Origin of the sequence: Prauserella flavalba, from assembly GCF_003202235.1 — a bacterium.
GTDB lineage: Bacteria > Actinomycetota > Actinomycetes > Mycobacteriales > Pseudonocardiaceae > Prauserella_A > Prauserella_A flavalba.
Window position 1 is genome coordinate 1,211,377 of record NZ_MASU01000005.1, and the last position, 25,560, is coordinate 1,236,936.

The following is a 25,560-nucleotide window of genomic DNA, read 5'->3' on the forward strand; positions in this document are numbered from 1 at the left end:
AGACCAGGTCGACCACCTGCCATTCATGGCCGGTCGCTGCTCACTAAGATCATCGCGACCCGCCGCCTGCATGGAGGAACACCGACGTGGCCAACCGTTTCGGCGTCCTCCTCCGCGATGCGCGGCGGCGCGCCGGCCTGACGCAGGACGAACTGGCCGCGCGCTCCGGGGTCGGGGTCCGGACCATTCGCCGGCTCGAGACCGGCAGTGGCACCGACCCGCGCATCGGCACCGTCACGTTGCTCGCCGACGCGCTGGACGTCACCCCGGAGGAGCGCCGCGGTCTGCTGGCCGCCGCCGACGGCAAGCACCCGCAGCCGCCGGAACCGGAACCCGCGCCGCCCGCCACGGCCAGGCCGGCCGAGGCGGCGCCACTCAACCCCGTCCCCAGCGCGCTGCCTGCCGTGCCGACGGAGGTGGCGGACGCCGCCGACAACCTGGCCAGGGTCATCGCGGCGCGCCTTCGGCGCGAGGAGGAACTGCGCCGTGTGCACGACCCCTTCCCGCTGCCCGTGCGCTGGCGGCAGGCACCCGAGCGCCTCGCCGACCACCTGGACAACATCTGCCGCGTCCCGGCGGGCGTCACCGCCGAGCCGCTGGACCTCGCGGGCGAGGTGGGCGACATCGCGGGCGCCTACCGGCGCGTGCCGTCGCGACGGCTGGTGGTGCTCGGCCGCGCAGGCTCGGGCAAGACCGTGCTCACCCTGCGGTTCGTGCTCGACACGCTCGCCGCGCGCACACCGGGCTCCGCGGTGCCGGTGATCTTCAACATCGGCTCGTGGGACCCGACGAAGACGCCGCTGCGCACGTGGCTGGTCGAGATGCTGCAACGCGACCACCCCGGTCTCGCCGCCGCCGCACCGGGCGGGGCGACGCTCGCGGCCGTCCTGGTCGACACCGGGCGGATCCTGCCCGTGCTCGACGGGTTCGACGAGATCGCCGAGGGCCTGCACCGCCCGGCACTGGAGACGCTCAACTCCGTGTCGATGCCGCTGCTGTTGACCAGCCGCTTCGACGAGTACGAGCGGGCCGTGACGATGGTCGACGTGCTGACCTCGGCCGCCGTCGTGGAGCTGACCGACCTCACGCCCGACGACCTCGCCGCGTATCTGCCCCGCACCGCCCGCCGCGTCACCACCGCCGACGGCGGCGGCACCGCGTGGGACCCGGTCATCGGCGCGCTGCGCGACGACGCAGGGTCCGGCGCGTCCGCCAACCTGACGGCGGTGCTCACAACGCCCCTCATGGTCGGGCTCGCCCGCACCGTCTACAGCGACTCGCGCGACCGCGACCCGTCCGACCTGCTCGACACCACGCGGTTTCCCACGCAGGAAGCCATCGAGGAGCACCTGCTCGACATGTTCGTCCCCACCGTCTACGGCGCGCAGCCGGCCTCCCCGCACGGCGAAGGCCCCGGCTGGGACGTCGGCCGCGTGCGGCGGTGGCTGGGTTTCCTCGCCGACGACCTCGACCGGCGCGGCACGGGCGACCTCGAATGGTGGCGGATGGGTGGGCCCGTCAGCCGGTCCTCGCGCGTCCTCCTGGTGACAGGCCTGATCGTCCTGGTCACGGCAGTGGTCCAGTGGCTCTTCTTCACCCCGCTGGCGAGGGTCGTCATCGGAATGCCGTTGTACTGGGACGTCGTGCTCGCCGACGGGTTGCTCACGGGGCTGGTCATCGGACTGCCGTTCGCCCTGCTGTACACGCTGATGGTGGTACGCAAGGACAAGGTACTCGAGCCGACGCGGGTCCGGGTGCGGCTGCTCGACCGGTCGAGCCGGCAGCCGGGGCTCCGGCGCAAGATCGCCACCCGGTTCGCGGCGGGCGCGCTGGGCGGCGCCCTCGGGGGCGTCGTCTACACCTTCACCAGCCTGCTCGTGAGGGCGCTGGCGCCCTATCTGCAGATCACCTCCGACCCGGACGTCCTCGTGCTGGCGATCGTCGGTGACGCCCTGTCCTACGCCACCGTCTTCGGACTGGGGTGCGGCGTGACGCTGGCGCTCGCGGCCGCGCTGGAGGCACCGGCCAACCTCACCACGGCCACCAGCCCCGGCGATCTCCTCGCCGCCAACCGCACGACACTGCTGCGCCTGATCGTTCCCCTCGTACTGGTCCTGGCACTCACGATCACCTTCGCCGGCTTCCCCGTCGCCGTCGCGGTGCAGGCCGTACTGGGGTCCCTGCCGTTCGACCTCAACTGGGAACTGCCGGCCGGCCTGACGGTGGGACTCACGGGCGGGCTGAGCGCGGCGCTCGGGTACCTCGTCGCCTTCACGGCGTGGGGTCACTGGCTGCTGTTCACCCGCCTCCGGCTGCCGCTCACCGGCAAGCTGCCCTGGGCGGTCGGCAGGTTGCTCGACGACGCCTACCGGCGGGGCGTGCTGCGGCAATCGGGTGCGGTCTACCAGTTCCGCCACGCGCGGCTTCAGGAACACCTCGCGAAGGCCTACCGCGCCGGCCGTTAAGGCGTTTGCGCTGGTCAATCCCACCGGCCAGAAATGGCCGCTCCGCGACCTTCCACACTGTGCCCGCTTCCCGTGAACATTTCCCCACGCCGACGAGAGCTCGGCGACCGGAAAGGGGATTCTGGGGTGGCAAGCGAGACGTCATCGGCGGGGACACAGCCGGAGCCGGTGTCCTCGGCCGGGGAGCAGGCGACGACGGGCGTCGCCGGCGTATGGGATGTGTACTTCGGTCAGCCCGCTCCGCCGCAGGGCGGCGTCAACTGGGACGCGTACAGCCACGAGGAGCTGTACCAGATGCTGTGGCAGGACGCCGACGTCGCCGACGTCAGCACCGTCGCCGCGGAGTGGGCCGAGCACCGGGCCGCGCTCGTCAACCACGCCGAGGTGCTGCGCGAGCAGCGGGCCGCGCTGCTGGAAAGCTGGCGGGGAACGGGTGCCGAGGAGGCGGCCCGCAGGCTCGACGTGCTCGCCGACCGGGTGGAGAAGATCGCCGCACTCGCCCACGCGGGCGAGCAGGCGGCGGAGCAGGCGGCCGACGCGCTGGCGAGGGCACGGGCCATGATGCCCCCGCCGCCGGGTGACCCGGCCGCGCCGATGACCGACCCCGCCGCGAACTGGGCCGGCCTCGGCACCGCTCCGACGACGAGCGCACCGGCCACGGCCGCACCGGCACCAGCCGACTGGGCCGCGCTCGGGTCGCAGTTCCAGCCCGCACCGTTCCGGCCGAGCACCACCACCTCGGACGCGGGCAGCGCCTTCGGGGCCGTGGGCGGCGCCGGGTTCAGCTTCTACACCGGCGCGGGCACCGCGGACATGCAGAAGCAGCAGGCCGTGCGCGCGATGCAGGGCTACGAGACCAGCCTGACGAGCTCGAGCGAGCTGATCGGCCAGGCCAGGGGCACGATCCCGGCGGCGGCGAGCACGCCGACCAGCGCCACCTCGCCGTCGTCCACGACGAGCGCGAGCGCCTCGCCCTCGTGGCAGAGCCTGGTCGGCTCCGGCGGTGGGGCCAGGGGGCTCGCGCCGGGTGCCACCACGGGAACGCTCACCGGCGGCGGGGTCACGGCCGGGCTGGGCCAGGCCGCGGGCCTTGGCGGGATCGCCGGACTCGGGCAGGCCGGCAACGCGCTCGCACAGGGCATGCGGGTCGGCTCGATGGCGCTGCACGGCGGGCCGGCCTCCGCGGCGCAGCTCGCCGCGGAGGCGGCCGCGTCACGCCCCGGCGCGATGGGCGGCATGGTGCCGCCCGGCGCCGCGGGCGCGCGCCCCAGCTCCGACGACGAGGAACACGAGAACCAGCTGCCGACGATCGACCACGAGCTGTTTCCCCTGGAGGAGCCCGGCAGCGAGGCGGTCATCGGCCTTGCGGAGGAGGTCGACCAGTGAGTGACGGCAAGGGAATCGAGCTTGAACTGGACCTGCTCGACCAGCGGATCACGACGCTGGCCGAGCTGGGCGACCTGACCGGGGACCTGGTGGCAACCGCCAGCCGCCTCGCGGAGCGGCTGCCGATGCTCGGCACCGCGCCGCCCGCCGTGCACCTCGCGATGCGGCTGCGCGAGGCGGCCGGCAGCTCCGGTCTCGCCGGCGAGGTCAAGGCCACCGAACGCGAGGTGCGGGAGTACAAGCAGATGCTCTCCGAGGCCAAACGGAAGTACCAGGAGCACGAGGACTCCGCGGGCGAGGAGCTGCGCGCGGCGGAGAGGTCCGCCGACGCGGACGGGGCGGGGCGAGCCTCGTGACGGCCACGATCGCACCGGCCACCGACGACGCCGCCGAGCTCACGCTGGCCGAGCTGGACCTGCTCGGCACGTTCGCGGGCGCGCGGTTCCCGTTTCCCCTGCGGGTGCCGTCGTTCGGGCGGATCGAGGGCGAGCGCACGGCGCTGCTCGCCGCGGCGGGCCGCACACTGGCCGGGCGGCGGCTCGCGACCGGCCGCGGCCCGGCGGGTCTCGCCGCGGAACTGGCCGCCGCCCTGCGAGGACACCGGAACGCGGTCGACCTGGTGATCGTCGACGGTGCCACGGTGACCGGCGTGGTCGCCATGATCGCGGGCCCCCACGCGGTGGTGTGCCGTCAGTCCCTCGGCCGCACCCCTGGCCCGGTCACCGTCACGCGGGTCCCGGCCGCCACGCTGACCGACGCGTTCACCAGGCACATCCCGAAGGTCGCGGCCGCACCGGCCCTGCCGATCACGTTGCCTCCCGGCGTCATCGGCGACGCGTTGCGGCTGCTGGAGAACACGGCCGGCCTCGCCGCTCCCCGCAAGCGGGTGCGCACCCTCGTCCGGGAGCGCGGGGGTGACGAGTCCGCCGTCGACGCGCTCGCCGCGCTCGTGCCGTCGGTGGTGGGCCGCGGCCAGCTCGGGGTGGTGCTCCGCCCGGGCACCGGCGCCGTCGACCGACCGCTCGAACTGTCCTGGCTGGACAGTCCGAGAGGGAGGGTCAGGGTGGACGGTGACACCCGTGGCTGGGTCAGCATCAACCCGTTGCGGCACAGCGAACTGATCAAGGCTTTGGGCGAAGCGGCGACCGTGGCCCGCGGCGGACACATCCACGTGTAAGGAAAGGACATCGTCATGGAACCAGCGCAGTGGCTGGCCGAGTACCGCGACCGCCTCGAGCGCGCGGCGTTCGGAGCACGGCAGGCGAGCGAGAGCCTGCAGCAGACCGGGGCGACCGCGACGTCGCCCCGCGGGGAGGTCACCGTGTCGGTGAACGCCACCGGCGCGCTCCAGGACGTCAAGCTGACGCCCCCGGCGCGCAGGCTCGAGGCCGAGGCCCTCGCGGCGCTCATCGTCAGCACCTCCCGCGAGGCACAGCGCATCGCCGCCGGCCGGATGGCCGAGGTGATGGCGGGCTACCTCGGCGACAACGCCGCGCTCACCCAGATCACGCAGCACCTCCCCGCGGAGGTCGTGCGATGAGCCCGCAACCCTCCTACACCGTCGACCCCGAGCAGCTGCGCGCGCACGCGAGCAGGCTCGCCGCGCACGCCGACCAGCTGTCGTCGATCGGGTCGGCACTGCCCGGCGAGATGGGAGCCCAGTCACTGGGCGCCTTCGCCCAGTTCATCACCGCCGGGATCGGCGCGGCGATGACCGAGACGACGGGCGCGTTCATGCACGCGGCGTCCACCTTGGACAAGGTGGGCGAAGGCATGCGCCGGGCCGGGGACCAGTACCAGAACGCCGACTCCGAGCACGCGGGCGGCCTCACCGGCATCGCGTCGGGCATCGAGGAGGGCACGCGGTGAACGCGACGACGACGCACCCCCGGCACCGTTCCGAGGAGGGCACCGAGGGCTCGCCCGAGGAGCCCTCCGCGGTGGAGATCAGCACCGCGCTCGCCGACCTGCGGCTCGCGGGCGACTCCGTGAACAGCAAGGAATGGCTCTCGGTCGAGATCGCGGGCGAACCCGTGGTTTCGCTCGGCATGCTCGGTTCGACGGCGAGCCCGCTGTCCGCGCTCGCCAGCGCGGGCTGCGACTTCCTCACCCCCATGATCTCGTTCCTGGAGGAGCCGCTCGGGCAGCTGCGCGGCGAGCCGGACTCGGTGTCAGGACCCGCGGGGGAACACGACGGCGCGGCGCAGGGCGCGAGCTCGGTCGCCGAGGACTACGGCTCCACAGTGGACAAAGAGACCAGCGAGTGGTCCGGCGACGCCAAGACGAACTACACGGAGACGGCGACCAAGCTGGTCGACGGCATCACCTCGATCGCCGAGGCCGCCGCCACGAACTCGAAGGCGATGATCGCCGCGGGCGAGGTGGTGGCGCAGGTCGTCGACATCGTCACCCGGCTCATCACCGAGGCCGTGGGCAAGATCGTGCCGATCATGACCGAGGCGATCGCCGCGGCACCCGCGACGTTCGGGGCGAGCATCGCGCAGGCGATCCCGCAGTGTGTCGCGATCGCCGTCGACTACGGCGGCCAGATCGCGGCCAAGCTGGGCGCGCTGCTCGCCAGCGGCGAGAACCTCGTGAAGCTCATCGAGGGCGCGGTCGGCGTGCTCAACGTCGTCAAGGAGGGACTCACGGTCATCGGCGAACTCGCGGGCGGCGGCGACTCCTCGGGCGCGTCCAGCACGGGCACCGAGACGCCCGGCACCGACTCCCCCGCTGCGGCTGAGTCCGAATCAGACAGTGAGACGGAGACGGAGGAGGAACCGGCGGTGGAGAACCCGCTGGACGGCGAATGGACGCCCACCACCCGCGCGTGACCTGCCCTGCCCTCACCACGCACCGAACTGGGGAGACATGACGAGAACGACCAACCGGTGGCTGGCCGGGGTGGCGAGCGGTGTCGCACTCGCCGTCACCGCCCCGATCGTGCCGGCGGCGGCACAGGAGAACGAGCACGCCGACACCCAGGCCATCCTCGAGCGGTACCAGGCGAAGGCGGGCCCCGGCGCCGCCGTTCACGCGGGCCGGGGAGCCGGCTGGTGGACGCTCGCCAGCGGTACCGCCGACGTCAGCGGGGACCGGCCCATCACGGCGACCGACCACTTCCGGGCCGCCAGCCAGACCAAGACGCTCACCGCGGCCGTGGTGCTCCAGCTGTTCGACGAGGGCCTTGTCGACCTCGACGCGCCCGTCGAGCGATACCTTCCGGGCGTGGTGACGGGCAACTTCGACGGCACCACCATCACGGTGCGGCAGCTGCTCAACCACACCGCCGGGCTGCCGAACGACGCGAGCGGCGCGACGGCGAACCCGGACGGCATGTACGAGCTGGCCGCGCTGGTGAGCGCGGCGATGGACGACACACCGCGGTCCGCACCGGGCGGCCGGTACCAGTACTCCAACGTCGGTTACCTGGTGCTCGGCATGCTGATCGAAAAGCTCACCGGCCAGTATGTCGGCGACGCGATCACCGAGCGGATCATCGAGCCGCTCGGGCTCACCGGCACCTCGTTCCCCGCGCCAGGGGAGCGCGCACTCGCCGAACCGTCCGTGTCCGGCTACCAGGGCCTGCGGATCGGCGGGCTCTTCTTCTGGGTCGAGGCGACGACCAGGGTCGAGCCGTCCCGCTGGAGCACCGCCGGCGCGATGGCGTCCACGCTGCGTGACCTGGCGACGTTCTACCGCGCGCTCCTCGCCGGTGAGGTCGTGTCGCGGCGGGCGCTCACCGAGATGCGCACCACGGTGCCGTTCTCGCCGGACTACCCGGACGGCTACGGCCTCGGCCTGCGCAGCCTGTACCTGTCGTGCGGCGTCGTGGCGTGGGGGCACGACGGCGCCTCGCCGACCGGGCACGCGTCGCTGACGATGGCCACCGACGACGGCCGGTTCGCGGCGGTGACGACCAACTCCAACATGGTCCCCCAGAACCCGTCGGCGCTCGACGTCGCCGACGCCGCGCTGTGCGAGGGAGAACCATCATGAAACGACGTGCGACGCTGGCGGCACTGGGTGTCGCGTTCGCGCTGGTGAGCGTGCTCGGCCTCACCGGGGCCGCCCCGGCCGCGCGCGCGGCCGTCGCGCCGCCGGTCTTCACCGACGGCCACGGGCTCACGGTCGTCAAGCAGCCGTGGTGGGTGGACGACCGGCAGCGCACGTTCAAGTTCGTCGTGCGCACCGACGAGGTGCCGCGCTACTCGACGCTGCCGGGACAGACCTCCGGTGAGCACGTGATCATGGTGACGCTGCCGGAGGGCTACGACTCCTCCGGCGACACCCGCTACCCGGTGCAGTACCACCTGCACGGCCACCCCGACTACCCGGACACCCTGCTGAACAGGCAGATGTTCGAGGAGTCCACGGCCGGTGGCGTCCCGCTGATCACGGTGGCCCCCAACGGTTCCGGCCGCGGCTGGTACACGAACTGGACGAACCCGCCCGCCTCGCTGGGCAGGCAGAACTGGCAGACCTTCCACCTCGACCAGGTCATCCCGTTCCTCGACGCCAACCTGCGCACGATCGCGAGCCGGGACGGCAGGGCCATCTCGGGGCACTCGATGGGCGGCTTCGGCGCGTTCCACTACGCGGAGCGGCGGCCGGAGCTGTTCGGCTACGTCGGCAGCTTCTCCGGTGGTCTCGACCTGCTCAACCAGGCCCAGCGCGCGGCGGTGGTCGCCACCACCCAGCTGGCGGCCAGCGGCACGCCGACCGTGCCCCCGGACGCCATCTTCGGCATCCCGGTGTGGCCCCTCGACAGAGTGTGGAACGAGACGAGCCCCGCACAGCACGTGGAGTCGCTGCGCGGCATGGGCGTGGCCATGTACACCGGAAACGGCGGGAACCTCGCCGACAACCTCCCGCAGGCGCTCACCGAGAGCATCGCGCGCGACACCAACCTGGTCACGCGCGACCACCTCGTCGCGGCCGGGATCCCGCACACGTTCGTCGACTACGGCGACGGCAGCACCTGGGGAGAGGGCTGCAACGGCAAGCACGCGCACGCTCCCTGCCTGAAGGCCGACATGCACCACTTCGTCGGGCTGCTCATGGAGAGCCTGACGCACCCGTAGTAGCCCGGGAGCGCGCCGGCCGGTCCTGGGGGTGGGCCGGCGCGCTCAACTTGCCGCGACCGCGTTGCCTTCCGTTGCGCGAGCCGGGAAAATGGGCGCGCACGCAGCTCCTGGGGAGGTCGTCGTGGCCGCTGCAACCCGCGTCGTCATCATCGGTGCCGGCCCGGCGGGGCTGGCGCTCGCGAACATCCTGCACGACAACGGCATCGACTGCGTGCTGCTGGAGGCGCGCACACGTGCCTTCATCGAGCAGCGTCCCCGCGCCGGGTTCATCGAGGAGTGGGCGGTGCGCGGTCTCGACGCGCACGGCCTCGCCGACGGGCTCCTGCGGTCCGCGCCCACCCACTCCGGGTTCGAGTTCCGGTTCGAGGGGGCACGGCACCCGTTCGACTACACCCGATGGGCCGGGCAACGGCATTTCGTCTACCCGCAGCAGGTGCTGATCACCGATCTCGTCGCGCGCTACGTCGAGCGCGGCGGGCGGGTTCTGTTCGAGGTCACCGACGCCGTGCCGCGCGCCATCGAGTCGGGTACCCCGGCCGTCACCTACACCGACCCCGAGACCGACGCGCCCACAAGGCTGGACTGCGATTTCGTGGCGGGCTGCGACGGCGCGCAGGGCGTCACGCGCGGCCTCGTCGGCGGGCGGACGCTGAGCCACGACTACGGAGTCGGCTGGCTCGCGCTGCTCGCCGAGGCGCCGCCCAGCTCGGACGGTGTCATGTTCGGCATCCACCCGCGAGGCTTCGCCGCGCACATGGCCCGCACCCCGCAGGTCACCCGTTTCTACTTGCAGTGCCCTCCCGGTGACGCCGTCGAGAACTGGCCCGACGTGCGTGTCTGGGAGGAGCTGCACGCCCGGCTCGGTGTGCCCGGCGGCCCGATCACCGGTGGCCCGCTGATCGAGAAACGGGTGCTGAGCATGCACAACTACGTCACCGAGCCGATGGCGCGCGGCAGGCTGTTCCTCGCGGGAGAGTCGGCCCACCTCGTCGCGCCGATCGCGGCGAAGGGCCTCAACCTCGCCCTGCACGACGCGTTCCACCTTGCGTCGGCACTGCTCACGCACTACCTCGGCGGCGAAGACGGGCCGCTGGCGCGCTACTCGGAGACGTGCCTGGCGCGCGTGTGGCAGTACCAGGAGTTCTCGCAGTGGCTGTCGGACATCTTCCACAGCTCGACGCTCGACCCGCCGCCTGACCCGTTCCGCGCGCGCCTGGCGCAGGCGCGGCTGCGCCGCCTGCTCGCCTCCCCTGCCGCCGCCGCCTCGTTCTCGGAGATCTACATCGGCAAGGCGGCGGACTTCTGAGCGACGCCCGACCTCCGCAGTGAAGGCCACCTTCACTGCGTTGAACGCAGGCAAGGTGGCCTTCACTGCGGCCAGGGCACAGGTCAGTCCCAGTCCAGCGCGCCTCCGCTCTGGTACTCGATCACCCGGGTTTCGAAGAAGTTCTTCTCCTTCTTCAGGTCCATCGCCTCCGACATCCACGGGAACGGGTTCTCGTCCTCACCGAAGATCGGGGCGAGGCCGAGCTGCTGTGCCCTGCGGTCGGTGATGAAGTGCATGTACTGCTCGCACGACGCCGCCGAGAGCCCGAGCAGGCCGCGCGGCATCGTGTCGCGGGCGTAGGCGACCTCCAGCTCGCACGCCTCGGTGAGCATCGCGCGCACCTCGGCCTGGAACTCCGGGGTCCACAAGTGCGGGTTCTCGATCTTGATCTGGTTGATGCAGTCGATGCCGAAGTTCAGGTGGATCGACTCGTCACGCAGGATGTACTGGTACTGCTCGGCGATGCCCACCATCTTGTTGCGCCGACCCAGCGACAGAACCTGCGCGAACCCGGTATAGAACCACATGCCCTCGAACACCACGTAGAAGGCCACGAGGTCCCGCAGGAAGTTCTGGTCGGCCTCGGCGCCGCCGGTGGCGAAGCCGGGGTTCTCCAGGTTCCTGGTGTAGCGCAGCGCCCAGGCGTCCTTGTCGGCGATCGAGGGCACCTCCCGGTACATGTTGAACAGCTCGCCCTCGTCGAGGCCGAGGCTCTCGCAGATGTACTGGAACGTGTGCGTGTGCACGGCCTCCTCGAACGCCTGCCGCAGCAGGTACTGGCGGCACTCGGGGTTGGTGATGTGCTTGTACACGGCGAGCACGATGTTGTTGGCCACCAGCGACTCCGCCGTCGCGAAGAAGCCGAGGTTGCGCTTGAGCATCAGCCGCTCGTCCTCGGTGAGCCCGCCGGCCGACTTCCACAGCGCGATGTCGGCCTGCATCGCCACCTCGGTGGGCATCCAGTGGTTGTTGCAGCCGGCGAGGTACTTCTCCCACGCCCAGCCGTATTTGAGCGGCAGCAGCTGGTTGACGTCGGCGCGCGCGTTGATCATCGCCTTGTCGTCGACGCTGAGGCGCTCGGCGCCGCGGTCGACGGTGAAGGATTCCACAGTGGTCACAGGTCGGTGTCCTTTACTGGCAGGCTTCGCAGCCGGGGTCGTCGATCCGGCACGCCGCCGGCTCGGGTGGGGCGGTGGGCACCGTGGGCACGGCGGGGGCGACGGCGTTGAGCTTGCCGTCGGTGCCGCGCAGCGTGGACTTCTCCACGTGGGTCGCCGACTGCGCCCGCAGGTAGTAGGTGGTCTTCAGGCCCTTGTGCCACGCGTAGCGGTACAGTTCGTCGAGCTTGCGCCCGCTGGGGGCCGCGAGGTAGAGGTTCAGCGACTGCGCCTGGTCGATCCACTTCTGCCTGCGCGACGCCGCGTCCACCAGCCAGCGGCTGTCCACTTCGAACGCCGTGGCGTAGAGCGCCTTCAGCTCGTCCGGCACGCGGTCGATCGCGCCGAGGCTGCCGTCGAAGTACTTGAGGTCCGAGACCATGACCTCGTCCCACAGGCCCCGCGCCTTGAGGTCGCGCACCAGGTGGGGATTCACCACGGTGAAGTCGCCGGACATGTTGGACTTGACGAACAGGTTGCGAAACTGCGGCTCGATGGACTGGCCGACGCCGCAGATGTTGGAGATCGTGGCCGTCGGCGCGATCGCCAGCACGTTGGAGTTGCGCATCCCGCTGGTGCGCACCCGCTGGCGCAGCGTGTTCCAGTCCAGAGTGGACGAGTAGTCGACGTCGAGGGCGTCGCCGGTGCGGTGCTCGGCGAGCAGCCGCAGCGAGTCGATCGGCAGGATTCCCCTGCTCCACAGCGAGCCCTCGTAGCTCTGGTACGAGCCGCGTTCCTCCGCGAGCGTCGAGGACGCCGCGATCGCGTAGTAGCTGAGGTGCTCCATGCTGCGGTCGGCGAACTCCACCGCGGCGTCGGAGGCCAGCGCGATGCCCTGCTCGAACAACGCTTCCTGGTAGCCCATCAGGCCCAGCCCCACCGGGCGGTGCCGCAGGTTGGCTCTGCGCGCCTCGGGGATCGTGTAGAAGTTGATGTCGATGACGTTGTCGAGCATCCGCACGGCGGTGGTCACGGTGCGCTCCAGCCGCTCGGCGTCGAGCCCGTCGCGCGTGACGTGCCGGGCGAGGTTCACGGAGCCGAGGTTGCAGACGGCCACCTCGTCGACGCTGGTGTTGAGCGTGATCTCGGTGCACAGGTTCGACGAGTGCACCACGCCCGCGTGCTGCTGCGGCGAGCGCAGGTTGCACGGGTCCTTGAACGTGATCCACGGGTGGCCGGTCTCGAACAGCATCGTCAGCATCCGCCGCCAGAGCTCCACCGCACGCACCCGGCGGAACACGCGGATCTCGCCGCGGTCGGCGGCGGCCTCGTACTCCCGGTAGCGCTCGGCGAAGGCGTTGCCGTAGGCGTCGTGCAGGTCCGGTACCTCGTCCGGGGAGAACAGGGTCCACGTCGTGTCGGCCTCGACGCGGCGCAGGAACTCGTCGGGCACCCAGTTGGCGGTGTTCATGTCGTGGGTGCGCCTGCGCTCGTCACCGGTGTTCTTGCGCAGGTCGAGGAACTCCTCGATGTCCACGTGCCACGTCTCCAGGTACGCGCACGCGGCGCCCTTGCGCTTGCCGCCCTGGTTCACGGCCACCGCGGTGTCGTTGGCGATCTTGAGGAACGGCACCACGCCCTGTGACTGCCCGTTGGTGCCCTTGATGTGCGCGCCGAGCCCGCGCACCGGCGTCCAGTCGTTGCCGAGGCCGCCGGAGTACTTCGCCAGCAGCGCGTTGTTCTGGTAGCTCTGGAAGATCGCGTCCAGGTCGTCGTCCACCGTGGTGAGGAAGCAGGACGACAGCTGCGGGCGTGTGGTGCCCGCGTTGAACAGTGTCGGAGTGGACGCCATGAAGTGGAACGTCGAGAGCAGCTCGTAGAACTCCACAGCCCTCGCCTCGCGGTCGTCCTCGCGCAGCGCGAGCCCCATCGCCACGCGCATGAAGAACGCCTGCGGCAGCTCGAACCGGGTCCCGCGCTCGTGCAGGAAGTACCGGTCGTACAGCGTCTGCAGGCCCAGGAAGCCGAAGTCCAGGTCGCGCTCGGGGTGGATCGCCTCCGCGATGCGGTCGAGGTCGAACGTCCGCAGTTCCGGCGTGAGCAGTTCGAGCTCCACGCCACGCCGCACGTAGTCGCGGAAGTAGTCGCCGTAGCGCTCCGCCAGCTGCCGCTGGCCTGCCTGGCGCTGCTCCCCCGCCAGGTGGGTCAGTGCCTCGCCGCGCAGCTTGTCCAGCAGCAGCCGCGCGCTCACGTACGAGTAGTTCGGCTCCTGCTCCACCAGCGTGCGGGCGGCCATGATCTGCGCGAGCGCCAGTTCCTCGGCGCTGATGCCGTCGTAGAGATTGCGGCGGGTCTCGGCGAGCACCGGCTCCGCGGCCGTGCCCTCCAGCCCGGCGACCGCTTCCTCCACGACCTCGGTCACCCGCCGCCAGTCCAGCGGCGACACCGTGCCGTCGGCGGAGCGGACCGTCAGCCCGTTCTCCTCCCGCTTCGGGGTGCGCTGCTCGCGTGCCCTGGCGCGGTCCTCCCGGTACAGCACGTAGGCGCGGGCGACCTTGTGGTGTCCGCCGCGCATGAGCGCCAGCTCGACGATGTCCTGGATGTGCTCGATGTGCAGCGCCGTCTCCGGGCCGGTGTGCCGCAGCAGCGACGCCTCCACCTGCCCGGTCAGCGCGGCGACCACGTGGTGGACCCGTGACGACGCCGCTGCGTCGTCCCCCTCCACCGCCAGGAACGCCTTCGTCAGCGCCACCGAGATCTTGCCCGCGTCGAACGGGGACACACTCCCATCCCTGCGGATCACCCGCACCCCCGGCGATGTCCCGGTGGGTGCGTTCCGTTCGGGCGTTTCCGCCACGCTCTGGGTCACAGCTCTCTCCTCGCGAGCTCGACTGCCGATGCCGGGGGCGCGAAGCGCGACGAGAGCACAGTGCTGCGGCGACGACGCCGACCCGTGCGAGCCCTCCCTCGGAGCCCCCGGACACGCGCACCGGCGGTGCGCGTACCGGTGGCAGGTCTTCGGACTCGCGGGCGGGCGCGGTCGGGGGTGACCGCGCCGGACCTACTGACCGTCGCTTCCCAGGCCCGTCGGCCCAGTGCACTACCGCGCCGTCCGTCGACGGCGCGGTGACGGCGTTCGTTCCCGCTCACCGCTGCGGGGCAGTCCCGGACTCACACCGGGTTCCCTCTTGCCTCACCCCCGCGCGAACGGGGTGAACCACCAGCGGAAGAGACACTACATCTTGTGGCTCGCGATTCCAGCACCCCTAGGGAGTGTGGCGTGTCGGAAGTCGATCAGTGGAATCGCACGCGGGTGGGCCGCACCCGGACCACCGAGGAGAACTCAGCGAACAGCTCCTCCTCCGTCAGCCCCGCCCCCTGGATCACGTCCCGGTACTTGTCCACGTAGGCGGCCGACTCGTCCGTACCGAGCGGCTCGGCGTCGAGCAGGGCGACGCCCTCCAGCGTCAGGACGCTGCCATCCTCGCTCTCGCGGTCGAGATCCAGGTGCAGGGCGACCTTCGCGTTGTCGGTCAGATTGCGGACCTTCGGCGTGCCCGGCCGGCTCAGCACCAGGAACGCGGCGCCGTCCCACAGGAAACCGACCGGCGAGGCCTGGGGCTGCCCGTCCGCGCGCACGGTCGTGATCCAGATTTCGTGCTCGTCCCGCAGTCGTCGCTCCGCACGTTCGCTCGTCGCCTCGTCGAGTCCGGGAAGCATGGTTTTCTCCTTGTCGTCCGGTATGCACCACGCTAGGAGTTCGACCAAGGTCCAGGTCAAGCGTGCGACGATGAGTGGCGGAGCGACCGGCGGGAAAGGGACCGGCATGGGCGATCCGTTCGGCGGCAGGCAGCCGACCAGCCACGAGCGCAGGGCGGGTGCGCCGTGGGACGCGTCGTACCGGGACGGCCCTGCGCCGTGGGACATCGGCGAGCCGCAACCCGCCGTCGTGCGGCTGGCGGCCGAGGGCGGGTTCACCGGCACGGTCCTCGACGCGGGCTGCGGCACCGGGGACAACGCGCTCCACGTCGCCGCACTCGGGCTGCCGGTGCTCGGGGTGGACGTGGCCGAGACGGCGCTGGAGCTGGCGCGCGCGAAGGCCGAGGCGCGCGGTGTGGCCGCCGAGTTCGCGGTGGCCGACGCGCTGCACCTGGAGCGGCTGGGGCGCACGTTCGACACCGTGCTGGACTGCGGCCTGTTCCATGCCCTCGACGGCGACGAGCGCCGACGGTACGTGGCGAGCCTGGCGGCGGTCACCGAACGCGACACGACGCTGTACGTGCTGTGCTTCGGCGACACGGGACCCGAGACCGGCCCGCATCCCGTCGGCGAGGGCGAGCTGCGGGCCTCGTTCGACACCGACGGCTGGGGGCTCACGGCCGTCGAGCCACGCACGATCCTGACGAGGTTCGCCGAAGCCGGCCTGCCCGCGTGGTTGGCGACCATCAGGCGGGCCTGACCGCAGTGAAGGCCACCTTCACTGCGGTCGGGGCGCACCGAGGCCGCTCACGCCTTGGTCGCGACCGCCACGCGGTACTCCCAGTCGGTGGCCAGCGTGCCGTCGGCCGCGACGTTGGCGCGGTTGCCGAGGTCGACGAGGTCCGCGCGGAACGTGGCGCGACCCTGCTCGTCGAGGCGCTGCGCCGCCGCGTAGGTCGGGCCGTAGTGGGTGATGAAGAAGTCCGCGAAGAACTCGGCGCTGGGGAACCGCTGCCGCGCGGTGGCCGTGGTGAAGGTCAGGCCGGTGACCCGGCCGCCCAGCAGCTCCGTCACCGTCTCCTCCGTGCCCCACCGGGTGGGTGGCAGCGCGCCCGGCGGCGGTGGCACATGCCGCGTCACCGTCTTGAGCAGCTCGCCGACGAAACCGGTGGGTGTCCAGTTGGCGAGGCCGATCCGGCCGCCGGGCCTGCACACCCGTACCAGCTCGTCGGCCGCCAGCTGGTGGTCGGCCGTGAACATCACGCCGATCGCGGAGAGCACGTAGTCGAACGAGTTCTCCGCGAACGGCAGGTTCTCGGCGTCCGCCTCCCGGAAGTCGATGTCGAGATCCTCCGCCTGCGCCCGGCGTCTCGCCGCCGCGATCAGCGCCGGTACGTAGTCGATGCCGGTGACGTCGCAGAAGCGGCGGGCCGCCGTGATCGCCACGTGGCCGGTGCCGGTGGCGACGTCCAGCACCTTCGCACCGGGTCGCGGGTCGACGATCCCGCACAGCGTCTCGGCCAGCGGCACGGTCAGCCAGGCGATCCTGCCGTAGTCACCACTGCTCCAGACCTTCTGCTGTTTCGTCTTGATGTCCGCGAACGGGGTTGTGGTGGTCATGTCTGGTCATCCCTTCATCGAGCCGGTCACCGGTGTGACCGGACGTTCGTCGGCTGGCAGTGGGTAGGGCGAGAGAATCGGCAGGAACGGCTCGGGGTCGCCGGTCCACGCGAGGCCCCGGATCCGCGTGGCACCACGCCTGCCCGTGATCGCGCGGAACAGCTCGTGCCGCGGCGCGGTCACTCCGGCGGCCGGTTCGCCGTCACCGAGCACCCACTGCTCGACCCCGTCGGAAAGCCACAGCGCAGGCAGTCCGGCTCGCACGATGCGGGCACGCAGCCAGCCCCGGTACACGGCGAAGCCGAGCCTCGACACCGCCGTGTCGTCGTCCACGGGCACGCCGAGCGCCTCGCACAGGTCGTCGAGGTGCACCGCGAGGTCGGCGACCGGAGCCGTCAGCAGCCAGGCGGGTCCACGGGCGACGGGACCGGTCCCGCGCCGCAGGCCGGTGAGGAACCGGCGCGTGGCCTCGTCGAAGTCACCGAGCACCGACGGGACGTCCTGACCGGCTCGCCGCCGGACGTGGCCCTCGGTCCACCGCTCCCGCTCCCCGGCGATCGCGGGATCCTGCCACGCGTCTGCGGCGGCGGAGAAGTACGCGCCCCGCTCGCTGTCCTCCACCACGCCCGTCAGGTGGGCCAGCAGGTCCCGCACCGTCCACTCGGGACAGGCCGGGACCTGTTTCGTGAGCGCCCGTGGCTCGGCGCCCTCGATGAGCGTGCGCACCCGGTGCTGGCCGTCCTCGTAGGCCCAGGCGGCCTTCCAGCGGGCGAGCCGCTCGGGGGTGTAAACCTCGGACGGGCGCCGCCGCTTGGTGAAGGTGTCGAGGAAGTCCCGGCCCGCCACCGGATCGGCGGCGAGACCCGAGTAGTGCGCCGCGGCCCGTGGTGAGCCGAAACGGGCGAGGTCGAAGGAGAAGTCGTAGTGCTCCCGCGCGCGCTCGTCGCGCCACCGCTCGTACCCCGTGAGGTCCCCTCCCCCGGTCAGCTGCGCGGCGATGTGGAACGCCTGCTGCACCGCGTCGCCGATGCCCTGCGCGGTGGTGGGGTGTTTGAAATGACCGGCGTCGCCCAGCAGCGCCCAGCCCGGTCCGGCCGCCTGCCGGTAGTGCCCGCGCATCATCGTCTCGGGCACCACCACCAGCGGTGACACCCGCCGTGCGCGGTCCAGCAGGCGCGGGTTGAGCACGGCGGGGAACTGCCGCAGGCCGTCCCGGTAGGCGCTCTCCCGCCGCTCGGCCGAGCCGCGCGTCAGCTCGGGAGGTCCGGCCAGTGACAGCAGGTGGATGCCGTCCTCGCAGGGCACCGACATCAGCGCCGCCCGCTCGTGGATGTCGAGGTGACACCACTCGGAAGCGGGGAGCCCCCGCCAGTAGGCCAGCAGGAACGCCATCTCCCCGCGCCGCGCCCGCACCGAGGGCACCCCCAGCCGCCTCGCAACGGTGGAGACGCGCCCGTCGGCGCCGAACACCCAGCGCGACCGGATCCGCTCGCCCGAATCGAGCACGACACCCTCGACGGGATCGGCGCCCAGCAGCCCGGTGACGGCGTGCCCGGTCCTCAGTTCCGCTCCGGCATCCTCGGCCAGCCCGGTCAGCGCGGTGTCCAGCACGATCCGCCGGACGGCCGCGCCGCGGTCGTGGCCGCCGACGGGAGTGAAGTCGCCCGCGACCTGGTGGCCGAGCACCCGCCAGCCGAAGTGGACCAGCGGGATGTCGTGTTCGGACCGGAGCCGGGCCAGGAGGCCGAGTTCGTCGAACCGCTGCAGCGTGTCGGGGAACATCATGTGCGTGGACACGGTGTCGCTCGGGAACCGGTCGCGGTCGAGCAGCAGCACCCGCCAGCCGGCCCTGGCCAGCAGCGTCGCCAGCGTCGACCCGGCGACCCGCGCGCCCACCACGATCGCGTCGTAGCCGTCGTTCATCGCGCACTCCCCTCCGCGAACGCCGGGGCGCACCGGCCTCGTGCGGCCGGGAACGTCACCACGGCGGCGGGCACGGTGAGCAGCAGCGAGGTGGCGAGGACGGCGCCCAGCCCCGGCCAGCCGGCCACGCTGAGGCCGATCCCGCCGAGCACGGCGCCACCGAGATAGCCGGACTGCATGGCCGCGGCGCGCACGCTCATCGCCTGCAACGGGCCGACCCCGTCGAGGTCGAGGCCGAGCGCGCTGCCCGCGATCATGCGGGCCCCGGCGAAGAACGCGATCAGCGCGAACAGGCCCACCGAGAACAGGAAGGACGGGCGGACGGTGCCCAGCAGCAGCGTCGACACCGCCAGCACCGGCCCGGTGACGAGCAGGAGCCGCCGCGCCGAGCCGGTCACCCAGTGGCGGCCCACGAAGATGCCGAGCACGAAACCCGCGGCGCCGATCCCGAGTGCCGTGCCCGCGGCCGAGACCGACGCGCCGTGCGCCTCGGTGAGGAGGCTTCCGGAATAGACGAGCACACCCGCCCAGCCCGCGTAGGCCAGGAACTCGCCGACCGCCCAGCGGACCGTTCCGGGGCGCCGCAGGAGCGAGCGCACGGAGAGGCCTCCGGGTTCGGGCGCGCCGTGCCGGCGCCGCGACACGGCCACGAGCGCGACGACGCTTGCCGCGAAGGGCAGTGCCCAGACCAGCCGCCAGCTGTGCGTTCCCAGCGCGCCCACCACCGGCATGCCGACGATCCAGGCGGAAGGCTGCCCCACGAGTGCCCACGACAGTGCCGTGGCGCGCCGCTCGGGCGGCACCCAGCTTGCCGCTGCGGCCAGGCCCGCCGCCAGCACCAGTGCGATCCCGCCGCCCAGCACCGCCTGGGCGCCCGCCAGCACCCAGAAGGACGGTGCAGCCGCGCTGGCGACCGCGGCGACGCCGATCGCCGACAGTCCGGCGGTGAGCAGCCGCCGCAGGTCGCGGCCGCGCGCCGCGACGAGGACACCGGCCGCGGCGACGACCGCCGCCAGGCCGGACACCGCCCGCAGCTGACCTGCGGTCGCGGGAGAGACGTCGAACTCGGCCGCGACACTGGCCAGTACGGGCGTCAGCGCCAGCAGCCCCGACTGGGCCGCCAGCAGGCACGCGAACAACGTCGCGCTCGCCGCCGCGGTCGCCCCGCGCGCCGAACGCATCGTGGCCTCGCGCTCGTTCATGATGGTCTCGCTTTCCGTGGTGTCCGTGGTTGTCGAACCCACGGTCCAGCGCCACGGTGGAAGCGCCGTGGAACGAGCGTGGAAGCACGCGCCTTGCCTGCCGGTCACGGCGGGGCCAGCGGTCTGCGCCAGCGTGGCGCGGCGCCGATCTCGTCGTACAGTGCCCAGGACTCGCGGTGCCTGGCCTCGGCCTCTGCCGGCCGCCCGGCGGCCAGCAGCAGACCGGCCCACGCGTGCAGGGCGTCCGCGCGGTGCCACGGGAGGCGGTACTCCGCGAAGATCCGTACCGCGTTCTCGTGCGCGGCCTCCCCTTCGCGCCACTGTCCACATGCGCCGGTGACGGCTCCCCTCGCCAGCTCCACCACTCCGGCGAGACCGCGCCAGTCCTCGCCACCGCCGACGATCTCGTCGCAACGGGCCAGGTGCCGCTCCGCTTTCCCGGCATCGGTCGCCGCGTGGATGCGGGCCAGCTCGGCCCGCGCGCTCAGCTCGGTGGGCACCTGCGGTCCCTCGACACCCAGTGCGAGCGCGCGGTCCAGCGCGGACACGGCACCGTCCGCTGCGCCGAGCAGCAGACGGGCACCGGCCAGCCAGCGCGCGTGCACGGCGGCGTCGTTCAGGTCACCGGCGGCCTCGTCGGCGGCGAGGACCTTCGCGAGCGTGGCCTCGGCCCGCTCCCACTCGCCGTCGAGAATGAGCAGCAGCCGCAGGCTGACGGCGTCCGCGGACAGCGCGCTCGCGGTGGCCCGGGCCGCGGCCAGCTCGCCCGCGCGGGCGAGGGCCAGGGTCAGCTGGTCGAGGACGGTCTGGTGCGGATGCGCGAAGGTGTCCAGCCGGGACTGCCCGAGGCCGCGGCGGCACCACTCCCGCCCCGCCGTGGGATCGAGCAGGTACTCGGTCGCGTGCAACGCCGCCGCGTTCACCGTCATCCAGCCGAGGTAGGCGTCGCCGCAGTCGCGGGCCGTCGCCCACATTCCCTCGAACGTCGCCTCGGCGGCCTGCGGTTCCCCGCGGTTGAACCGGAACCACGCCTGTCCCCACGACGCGGGCACCGTCAGCTCACGCGGCCCCAGTCCGGCGGCCAGCTCCACCGCGCGCTGCGAGGACGTGCCGAGCAGCTCCGTCCGCAGCCCGTACATGGCCGCGAGCGCGAGACCGCGCTGCACGTGGAAGGCCGCCCGGCCCTCGCCGTGTCCGGCCTCCGCGGCGGCGAAGTGCTCGATCGCCCTGGGAACGTCCAGCACGGAGTGGTGGGCGCACAGCGCGGCCCCGAGTCTGCTGTGGACGGCCGCGACCGCGGCGTCGTCACCGGCCACGCGGTAGGCCTCGAGCGCGTACTCGAGGTGCCGCACGGCGAGCGGGTAGCCGATGCTGGACTTCAGCCGCAGCATCGCCGCCCGCACGTTCGCCTCCGCGAGCCGGCCTGGGGGCGCGCCCGCGTCGCCGAGGATCGTGACGGCCGTCTCGGCGTGGCCGACCGCCTCGTCCCAGGCGTAGAGCCGGGCCGCCTCGTCCGAAGCCCTCAGCGCGACATCGGCGGCTTCCAGCGGGTCGGCCGCCGCGCCGGCGCGCCGCAGATGTGCCGCCGCGGCGATGACATCTTGTGCGCGTCCGGGCCGGCGCGCCAGCAGGGCCCGCGCGGCCCGCACGTGGATCCGCTGCCGCCGGGGCACGGCCAGATCTGCGTAGACGGCGTCCCGCATGAGGTCGTGCGGGAACGCGTAGCTCGCCTTCCAGGAGCTGCCCGCCTCCACCAGCAGACCCGCGCCCACCGCCAGGTCCAGCGCGTCGATCAACGACTCCTCGTCGTCGTCCACGATGCGGGCGAGCACGTCGAAGTCCACCTCGCGGCCGAGTACCGCGGCGCAGCGGACGACCTGGCGCACGCGTTCGGGCAGCACGTGCACCCGGTGCCGCAGCACGTCCCGCACCCCGGCGGGCACCTCCCACCGGCCGTCGGCCCTCAGCGCTCCGCGGGCGGACAGGTCGCGGACGACCTCAGTGGCGTAGAAGGGGTTCCCTCCGGTGTGGCGCCACAGCGCCCCGACGAAATTCCCGGGCGTCCCGGAGCCGGCCAGTCCCTCCACGAGCGTGCCGAGGTCGCTCTCCGTGAGCGGGTGCACCACGAACCGGTCGGCGAGTCCCTCCAGATCGCCGAGCAGCTCCAGCAGCGCCGGATGCCTTCCGCCGGGCGGATCCCGGAAGCAGACGACGACCAGCACCCGCTTCGGGAGGTGGCCGACGAGATGCCGCAGCAGCAGCGAGCTGGCGCGGTCGATGTGCTCGCCCTCCTCGACCGTGAGCACCACCGGCCGTTCGGCCGCGAGGCGGTCCAGCAGCCAGACCACGGCGTCGAACAACGCGAACCGCTCGTCGGCGGCGTCCTCGGTACGAAGCTCGCGCGGGCCGGCCGAACCGTCCAGCAGCGACGCCAGCCGCTCGCGCACCGCCACGGGCGCACCGGCGGCGACGGGACCGGCCGCCGCGCTCGCGCGCAACGCACCCGCGACCGGACCGTATGGCACCGGCGACGCCGGGTCGCACCGGCCGACGAGGAGGACGGCGTCGTCGCCGACGCCATGCGCGAACTCGGCGACGAGCCGGGTCTTGCCCACCCCGGCCTCACCCGAGACCAACACGACCCGCCTGGCGCCGTCGCGCACCGCGGCCCAGTGCTCCCGAAGCCGGTGCAACTCGGCGGCGCGACCCACGATCGGGACCCGGCGAACGACCGCGAACAACGCGTCGGGCGGCGGCAGCACCTCCCGGTCGTGGCCGGGAGGCACGCGCACCGGAAGGGACAGGGCCGGATCGTGCCTCAGGATCGCGGTCTCCAGCTCGGCCAGCGCCGGACCGGGGTCCAGGCCCAGTTCGGTGCTGAGCCGCTTGCGGGCCGACGCGTAGGTGTCGAGTGCGTCGGCCTGCCTGCCCGAGCGGTAGAGCGCGAGCATCAGCTGCCCGGCGAGCCCTTCCCGGAACGGGTGGGCGGCCACGAGCCGCTCCAGCTCCGCGGTCACCTCCTGGTGCCGGTGCAGGGCCAGGTCCGCCGCGATCCGGTTCTCGATCGCGACCAGGCGGAGCTCCTCGAGCCGCGCGGTCGCGGCCTGCGCGAACGCGGGCTGGCCGAGGTCGTCGAGCACGGGTCCCCGCCACAGCGCGAGGGCCTCGCGAAGCAGGCCGGCCGCCCGCTCCGGGTCGCCCTCGTCGAGCGCGTGCTGCCCCTCCCGGGCGAGTCGCTCGAACCGGTGGGAGTCCACCTCGCCGGGATCCGCCCGCAGCTCGTAGCCGGGCCGCCGGGTGAGCAGCACGTCGGCGCCGCCGGACGCGGCGAGCCGCTGCCGTAGATGCAGCACGTGACTGCGCAGGGTCACCTCCGCCCGGGCCGGCGGCTCCGCGCCCCACAGCGCCTCGACCAGCCGCCCCGCGGGCACGACCTGGTTCACGTGCAGCACCAGCATCGCCAGCAGTTCCCGCTGCTTCGGCCCGCCCAGTACCACCCGATGCCCGTCACCCACGACATCGAGCGGACCGAGGACGCCGAAGTGCATTCGTGCACGGTACGTCGCGTTTCAGCAGCTGAGCTGCGTTCGAACGGCCCGAACTATTCAACGCGGGCCGTGGCAGCCAGAGGCCACGGCCCGCCTGGCTGCCCGCGCTCGTGCGAAGCTCGGCCGCTGCGGACTCAGTGCCACGACGAGGAGGCCGGCATGGCACCGGAAACCAACCTGGGCACGGTCACGGCGACCTATCCCACCGACAACGCGCGCCGTGGCAGGCTCGCGGCCGTCCTGCTCCTCGCCGGCGTCGCGGTGTCCGCGGCCGGGGTGGCGTTCTGGGTGGTCGTCGACGACCGCGGTGGCCGGATGGCGGGCACGGCGGGTGATCCACTGCTCCTGCCGAGCGCCGTGCTCGGGCTCGGCTTCGGCCTGCTGCTCCTGGGTGTGGCCCTTGGCAGCTGGTTCCTCATCCGCCGCGGCGAGGTCTTCGAGCTGCATGAGAACGGCGTACGCTGCTCGCGCGCCGGCCGGTCCGTGAGCATCACGTGGGCGGACGTGGAGCGCGTGGACGTCAGACGGGGCAAGGACACCGCCCTCGCCCGGTGGGCGGGCGGCGACCTCGGCTACACGATCCACTGCGCCGACGGCCGGAAGATCACGGTCACCGGACTGACCCGGGACGCCAGGGGGCTGCTGCGGCACGTCGAGGCCGCGACCCGTCGCTGACGCGCGCGGCGGTCACAACTCCGTAGCGAGGTAGCCCCCGGCCCCACCTCTCCGCTACTATCGACTTTCGATAGATTCCTATCGCGGCTCGATCGAGGGAGAGACGATGGGACAGTTGACGGTGCTCGCTCTGCGCGCCGTGCTCGCGGTGTTGCTCGCCGGCTCGGTGTTCGTGCAGACGGTGATGGTGACCCTGCTGGCGAGGGACCTGGAATCGCTCGATCCCGGCTACGCCTACCTGCGCACCCCGATCCTTGTGATCGTCGTGCTGGGCATCGTGACCATCCAGGTCGTCCTGGTTTGTGTGTGGCGGCTGGTGACGATGGTGCGCCGCGGCACCGTGTTCTCGCACGCCTCGTTCCGGTACGTGCACATCGTGATCGGCGCGATCGTGGCCGGGGCGCTGCTGGTGTTCGCGCTCGCGGTGGTGCTGGCGCCCGGCGAGGCCGTCGCTCCCGGCATCGTTCTGCTGCTGTGCGGGGCGGTCGTCGCGATCCTTGGCGTCGCCCTCACCGTGCTCGTGCTGCGGATGCTGCTGGCACAGGCCGTCGCGCGCGACGCCGAGGCCACGCAGTTGCGAGCCGAACTGGGGGAGGTGATCTGATGCCGATCGTCGTCGACATCGACGTGATGCTGGCCAAGCGCAAGATGTCCGTGGGCGAGCTGGCCGACCGCGTCGGCATCACCCCCGCCAACCTGGCGGTGCTGAAGAACGGCCGCGCCAAGGCCGTCCGCTTCACGACGCTCGCCGCGCTCTGCGAGGCGCTCGACTGCCAGCCCGGGGACCTGCTCCGCTGGGAACCGGACGGGACCGAGGACGACGTAGTGGTGTCCGCCCGGCACGGCGCCGGATAGCGCGTGGTGGCAGGCTCCGGCCAGCACGCACCCCCGGGCCACGCGGATCCGTACGGTCGCCTTCACCGGCACGGGGAAGGCGAATCATGGCAACGGAACACGAGCTGGGCGCGGTGCTCGGACGGTACCCGACCGACACCCGGCGCAGGCGCAGGATCGCCCTCGTGGCCACACCTCTCGGTGCGGTCACCGCAACCGCGGGCCTGCTGATGATGCTGCTGGTCGCCGGCAACGACCCGGCCGCAGCCATGATCTTTCCCGCCTTCGCCACGGGGTTCGGGTTGAGCGCGCTGTGCGTGGGCCTGTGGCAGGCTCGGCTCGCCGCCACCCGTACAGGCGAGGTTTTCACGCTGTACCAAGGCGGTCTCGGCCAGTCCTACGCCGGAACGTCCTGGGCAGTGGGCTGGGGCGACATCGCCCGCGTCAAGGACAACGGCAGGGACACCGCCTTCCAGCGAGCGCTGGGTCTCGACGTCCACTACCGCATCGCCCTGCGCTCCCCCGTCGACGGGCGGCGGAGCGTCACGATCACCGGCCTGACCCACGATGCCGTCGGCCTCGCCGAGGCCGTGCGTCAGGCCGCGTCAGCGTACCCGTCACCGGAAGTTCATGGGGTTCACGACGATCGTCGGTACTGACCCCGCGCTGCGGCGTGCGAGCGTGATCGGGCGAAGAC

22 protein-coding genes and 1 riboswitch are annotated in these 25,560 nt (G+C 72.4%); of the genes, 15 read left to right on the plus strand and 7 right to left on the minus strand.

The window, feature by feature from the left end:
- The first annotated feature begins 86 nt into the window (after positions 1-86).
- The 10 genes from BA062_RS13280 (at position 87) to BA062_RS13325 (ending at position 10,244) form a co-directional block, all read left to right on the plus strand.
- Positions 87-2,465, plus strand: coding sequence for a helix-turn-helix domain-containing protein (locus tag BA062_RS13280; protein ID WP_110336352.1), 2,379 nt, complete (start codon positions 87-89; stop codon positions 2,463-2,465).
- Positions 2,466-2,591: 126 nt separating this feature from the next.
- The gene (locus tag BA062_RS13285; protein WP_168213937.1) at positions 2,592-3,851 is read left to right on the plus strand and encodes a hypothetical protein; all 1,260 of its coding nucleotides are present in this window, start codon (positions 2,592-2,594) and stop codon (positions 3,849-3,851) included.
- On the plus strand, positions 3,848-4,207 hold the full coding sequence (locus BA062_RS13290) for a hypothetical protein (protein ID WP_110336354.1): 360 nt from the start codon (positions 3,848-3,850) through the stop codon (positions 4,205-4,207). Before BA062_RS13285 ends, BA062_RS13290 begins: the two co-directional genes overlap by 4 nt.
- Positions 4,204-5,028 carry an ESX secretion-associated protein EspG gene (locus BA062_RS13295; RefSeq protein WP_245959802.1) on the plus strand — a complete coding sequence of 275 codons (825 nt, stop codon included), beginning with the start codon at positions 4,204-4,206 and terminating at the stop codon, positions 5,026-5,028. Before BA062_RS13290 ends, BA062_RS13295 begins: the two co-directional genes overlap by 4 nt.
- Positions 5,029-5,043: 15 nt before the next feature.
- Entirely contained in the window at positions 5,044-5,391 is a 348-nt protein-coding gene (locus tag BA062_RS13300; protein WP_110336355.1) for a YbaB/EbfC family nucleoid-associated protein, read from the plus strand.
- Positions 5,388-5,720, plus strand: coding sequence for a WXG100 family type VII secretion target (locus BA062_RS13305; RefSeq protein WP_110336356.1), 333 nt, complete (start codon positions 5,388-5,390; stop codon positions 5,718-5,720). Before BA062_RS13300 ends, BA062_RS13305 begins: the two co-directional genes overlap by 4 nt.
- Positions 5,717-6,685: a WXG100 family type VII secretion target gene (locus BA062_RS13310; protein ID WP_245959803.1), complete on the plus strand. Its 969-nt coding sequence runs from the start codon at positions 5,717-5,719 to the stop codon at positions 6,683-6,685. Before BA062_RS13305 ends, BA062_RS13310 begins: the two co-directional genes overlap by 4 nt.
- Positions 6,686-6,722: 37 nt before the next feature.
- Positions 6,723-7,850 carry a serine hydrolase domain-containing protein gene (locus BA062_RS13315; RefSeq protein ID WP_110336357.1) on the plus strand — a complete coding sequence of 376 codons (1,128 nt, stop codon included), beginning with the start codon at positions 6,723-6,725 and terminating at the stop codon, positions 7,848-7,850.
- A complete protein-coding gene (locus BA062_RS13320) occupies positions 7,847-8,935 on the plus strand; it encodes an alpha/beta hydrolase (RefSeq protein WP_110336358.1) in 1,089 nt (362 codons plus the stop codon). The genes BA062_RS13315 and BA062_RS13320 overlap by 4 nt, the downstream gene beginning before the upstream one ends.
- Before the next feature lie 124 nt (positions 8,936-9,059).
- Positions 9,060-10,244: a 4-hydroxybenzoate 3-monooxygenase gene (locus BA062_RS13325; protein ID WP_245959804.1), complete on the plus strand. Its 1,185-nt coding sequence runs from the start codon at positions 9,060-9,062 to the stop codon at positions 10,242-10,244.
- Between the two features lie 83 nt (positions 10,245-10,327).
- Here BA062_RS13325 and BA062_RS13330 read toward each other — a convergent pair whose 3' ends face one another.
- The 3 genes from BA062_RS13330 to BA062_RS13340 all read right to left on the minus strand — a co-directional run bounded on the left by BA062_RS13330 (position 10,328) and on the right by BA062_RS13340 (position 15,082).
- A complete protein-coding gene (locus BA062_RS13330) occupies positions 10,328-11,383 on the minus strand; it encodes a ribonucleotide-diphosphate reductase subunit beta (RefSeq protein WP_110336360.1) in 1,056 nt (351 codons plus the stop codon).
- Positions 11,384-11,396: 13 nt separating this feature from the next.
- Positions 11,397-14,219, minus strand: a complete 2,823-nt coding sequence (locus BA062_RS13335; protein ID WP_110337315.1) for a ribonucleoside-diphosphate reductase subunit alpha — start codon at positions 14,217-14,219, stop codon at positions 11,397-11,399.
- A gap of 135 nt (positions 14,220-14,354) precedes the next feature.
- Positions 14,355-14,599: riboswitch (cobalamin riboswitch) on the minus strand.
- Positions 14,600-14,656: 57 nt separating this feature from the next.
- Positions 14,657-15,082: a pyridoxamine 5'-phosphate oxidase family protein gene (locus tag BA062_RS13340; protein WP_168213938.1), complete on the minus strand. Its 426-nt coding sequence runs from the start codon at positions 15,080-15,082 to the stop codon at positions 14,657-14,659.
- 106 nt (positions 15,083-15,188) lie between these two features.
- Here BA062_RS13340 and BA062_RS13345 point away from each other — a divergent pair, with 106 nt between their 5' ends.
- On the plus strand, positions 15,189-15,821 hold the full coding sequence (locus tag BA062_RS13345; protein ID WP_110336361.1) for a class I SAM-dependent methyltransferase: 633 nt from the start codon (positions 15,189-15,191) through the stop codon (positions 15,819-15,821).
- 47 nt (positions 15,822-15,868) lie between these two features.
- Here the strand turns inward: BA062_RS13345 and BA062_RS13350 are convergent, their stop codons facing one another.
- From BA062_RS13350 to BA062_RS13365, 4 genes are all read right to left on the minus strand, one after another.
- Positions 15,869-16,681: a class I SAM-dependent methyltransferase gene (locus tag BA062_RS13350; RefSeq protein WP_110336362.1), complete on the minus strand. Its 813-nt coding sequence runs from the start codon at positions 16,679-16,681 to the stop codon at positions 15,869-15,871.
- Between the two features lie 6 nt (positions 16,682-16,687).
- On the minus strand, positions 16,688-18,604 hold the full coding sequence (locus BA062_RS13355) for an FAD-dependent monooxygenase (RefSeq protein ID WP_110336363.1): 1,917 nt from the start codon (positions 18,602-18,604) through the stop codon (positions 16,688-16,690).
- Complete coding sequence (locus BA062_RS13360; protein WP_168213939.1) at positions 18,601-19,806, minus strand: MFS transporter; 1,206 nt, start codon at positions 19,804-19,806, stop codon at positions 18,601-18,603. The genes BA062_RS13355 and BA062_RS13360 overlap by 4 nt, the downstream gene beginning before the upstream one ends.
- Positions 19,807-19,910: 104 nt before the next feature.
- Positions 19,911-23,354 (minus strand): ATP-binding protein, encoded by a 3,444-nt coding sequence (locus BA062_RS13365; RefSeq protein WP_110336365.1) that lies wholly within the window; start codon positions 23,352-23,354, stop codon positions 19,911-19,913.
- 159 nt (positions 23,355-23,513) lie between these two features.
- Here BA062_RS13365 and BA062_RS13370 point away from each other — a divergent pair, with 159 nt between their 5' ends.
- The 4 genes from BA062_RS13370 (at position 23,514) to BA062_RS13385 (ending at position 25,522) form a co-directional block, all read left to right on the plus strand.
- The gene (locus BA062_RS13370; RefSeq protein ID WP_110336366.1) at positions 23,514-24,029 is read left to right on the plus strand and encodes a hypothetical protein; all 516 of its coding nucleotides are present in this window, start codon (positions 23,514-23,516) and stop codon (positions 24,027-24,029) included.
- 106 nt (positions 24,030-24,135) lie between these two features.
- Positions 24,136-24,633: a DUF2975 domain-containing protein gene (locus tag BA062_RS13375; RefSeq protein WP_110336367.1), complete on the plus strand. Its 498-nt coding sequence runs from the start codon at positions 24,136-24,138 to the stop codon at positions 24,631-24,633.
- Positions 24,633-24,884 carry a helix-turn-helix domain-containing protein gene (locus tag BA062_RS13380; RefSeq protein ID WP_110336368.1) on the plus strand — a complete coding sequence of 84 codons (252 nt, stop codon included), beginning with the start codon at positions 24,633-24,635 and terminating at the stop codon, positions 24,882-24,884. Before BA062_RS13375 ends, BA062_RS13380 begins: the two co-directional genes overlap by 1 nt.
- Before the next feature lie 86 nt (positions 24,885-24,970).
- A complete protein-coding gene (locus BA062_RS13385; RefSeq protein WP_110336369.1) occupies positions 24,971-25,522 on the plus strand; it encodes a hypothetical protein in 552 nt (183 codons plus the stop codon).
- Positions 25,523-25,560: the final 38 nt, after the last annotated feature.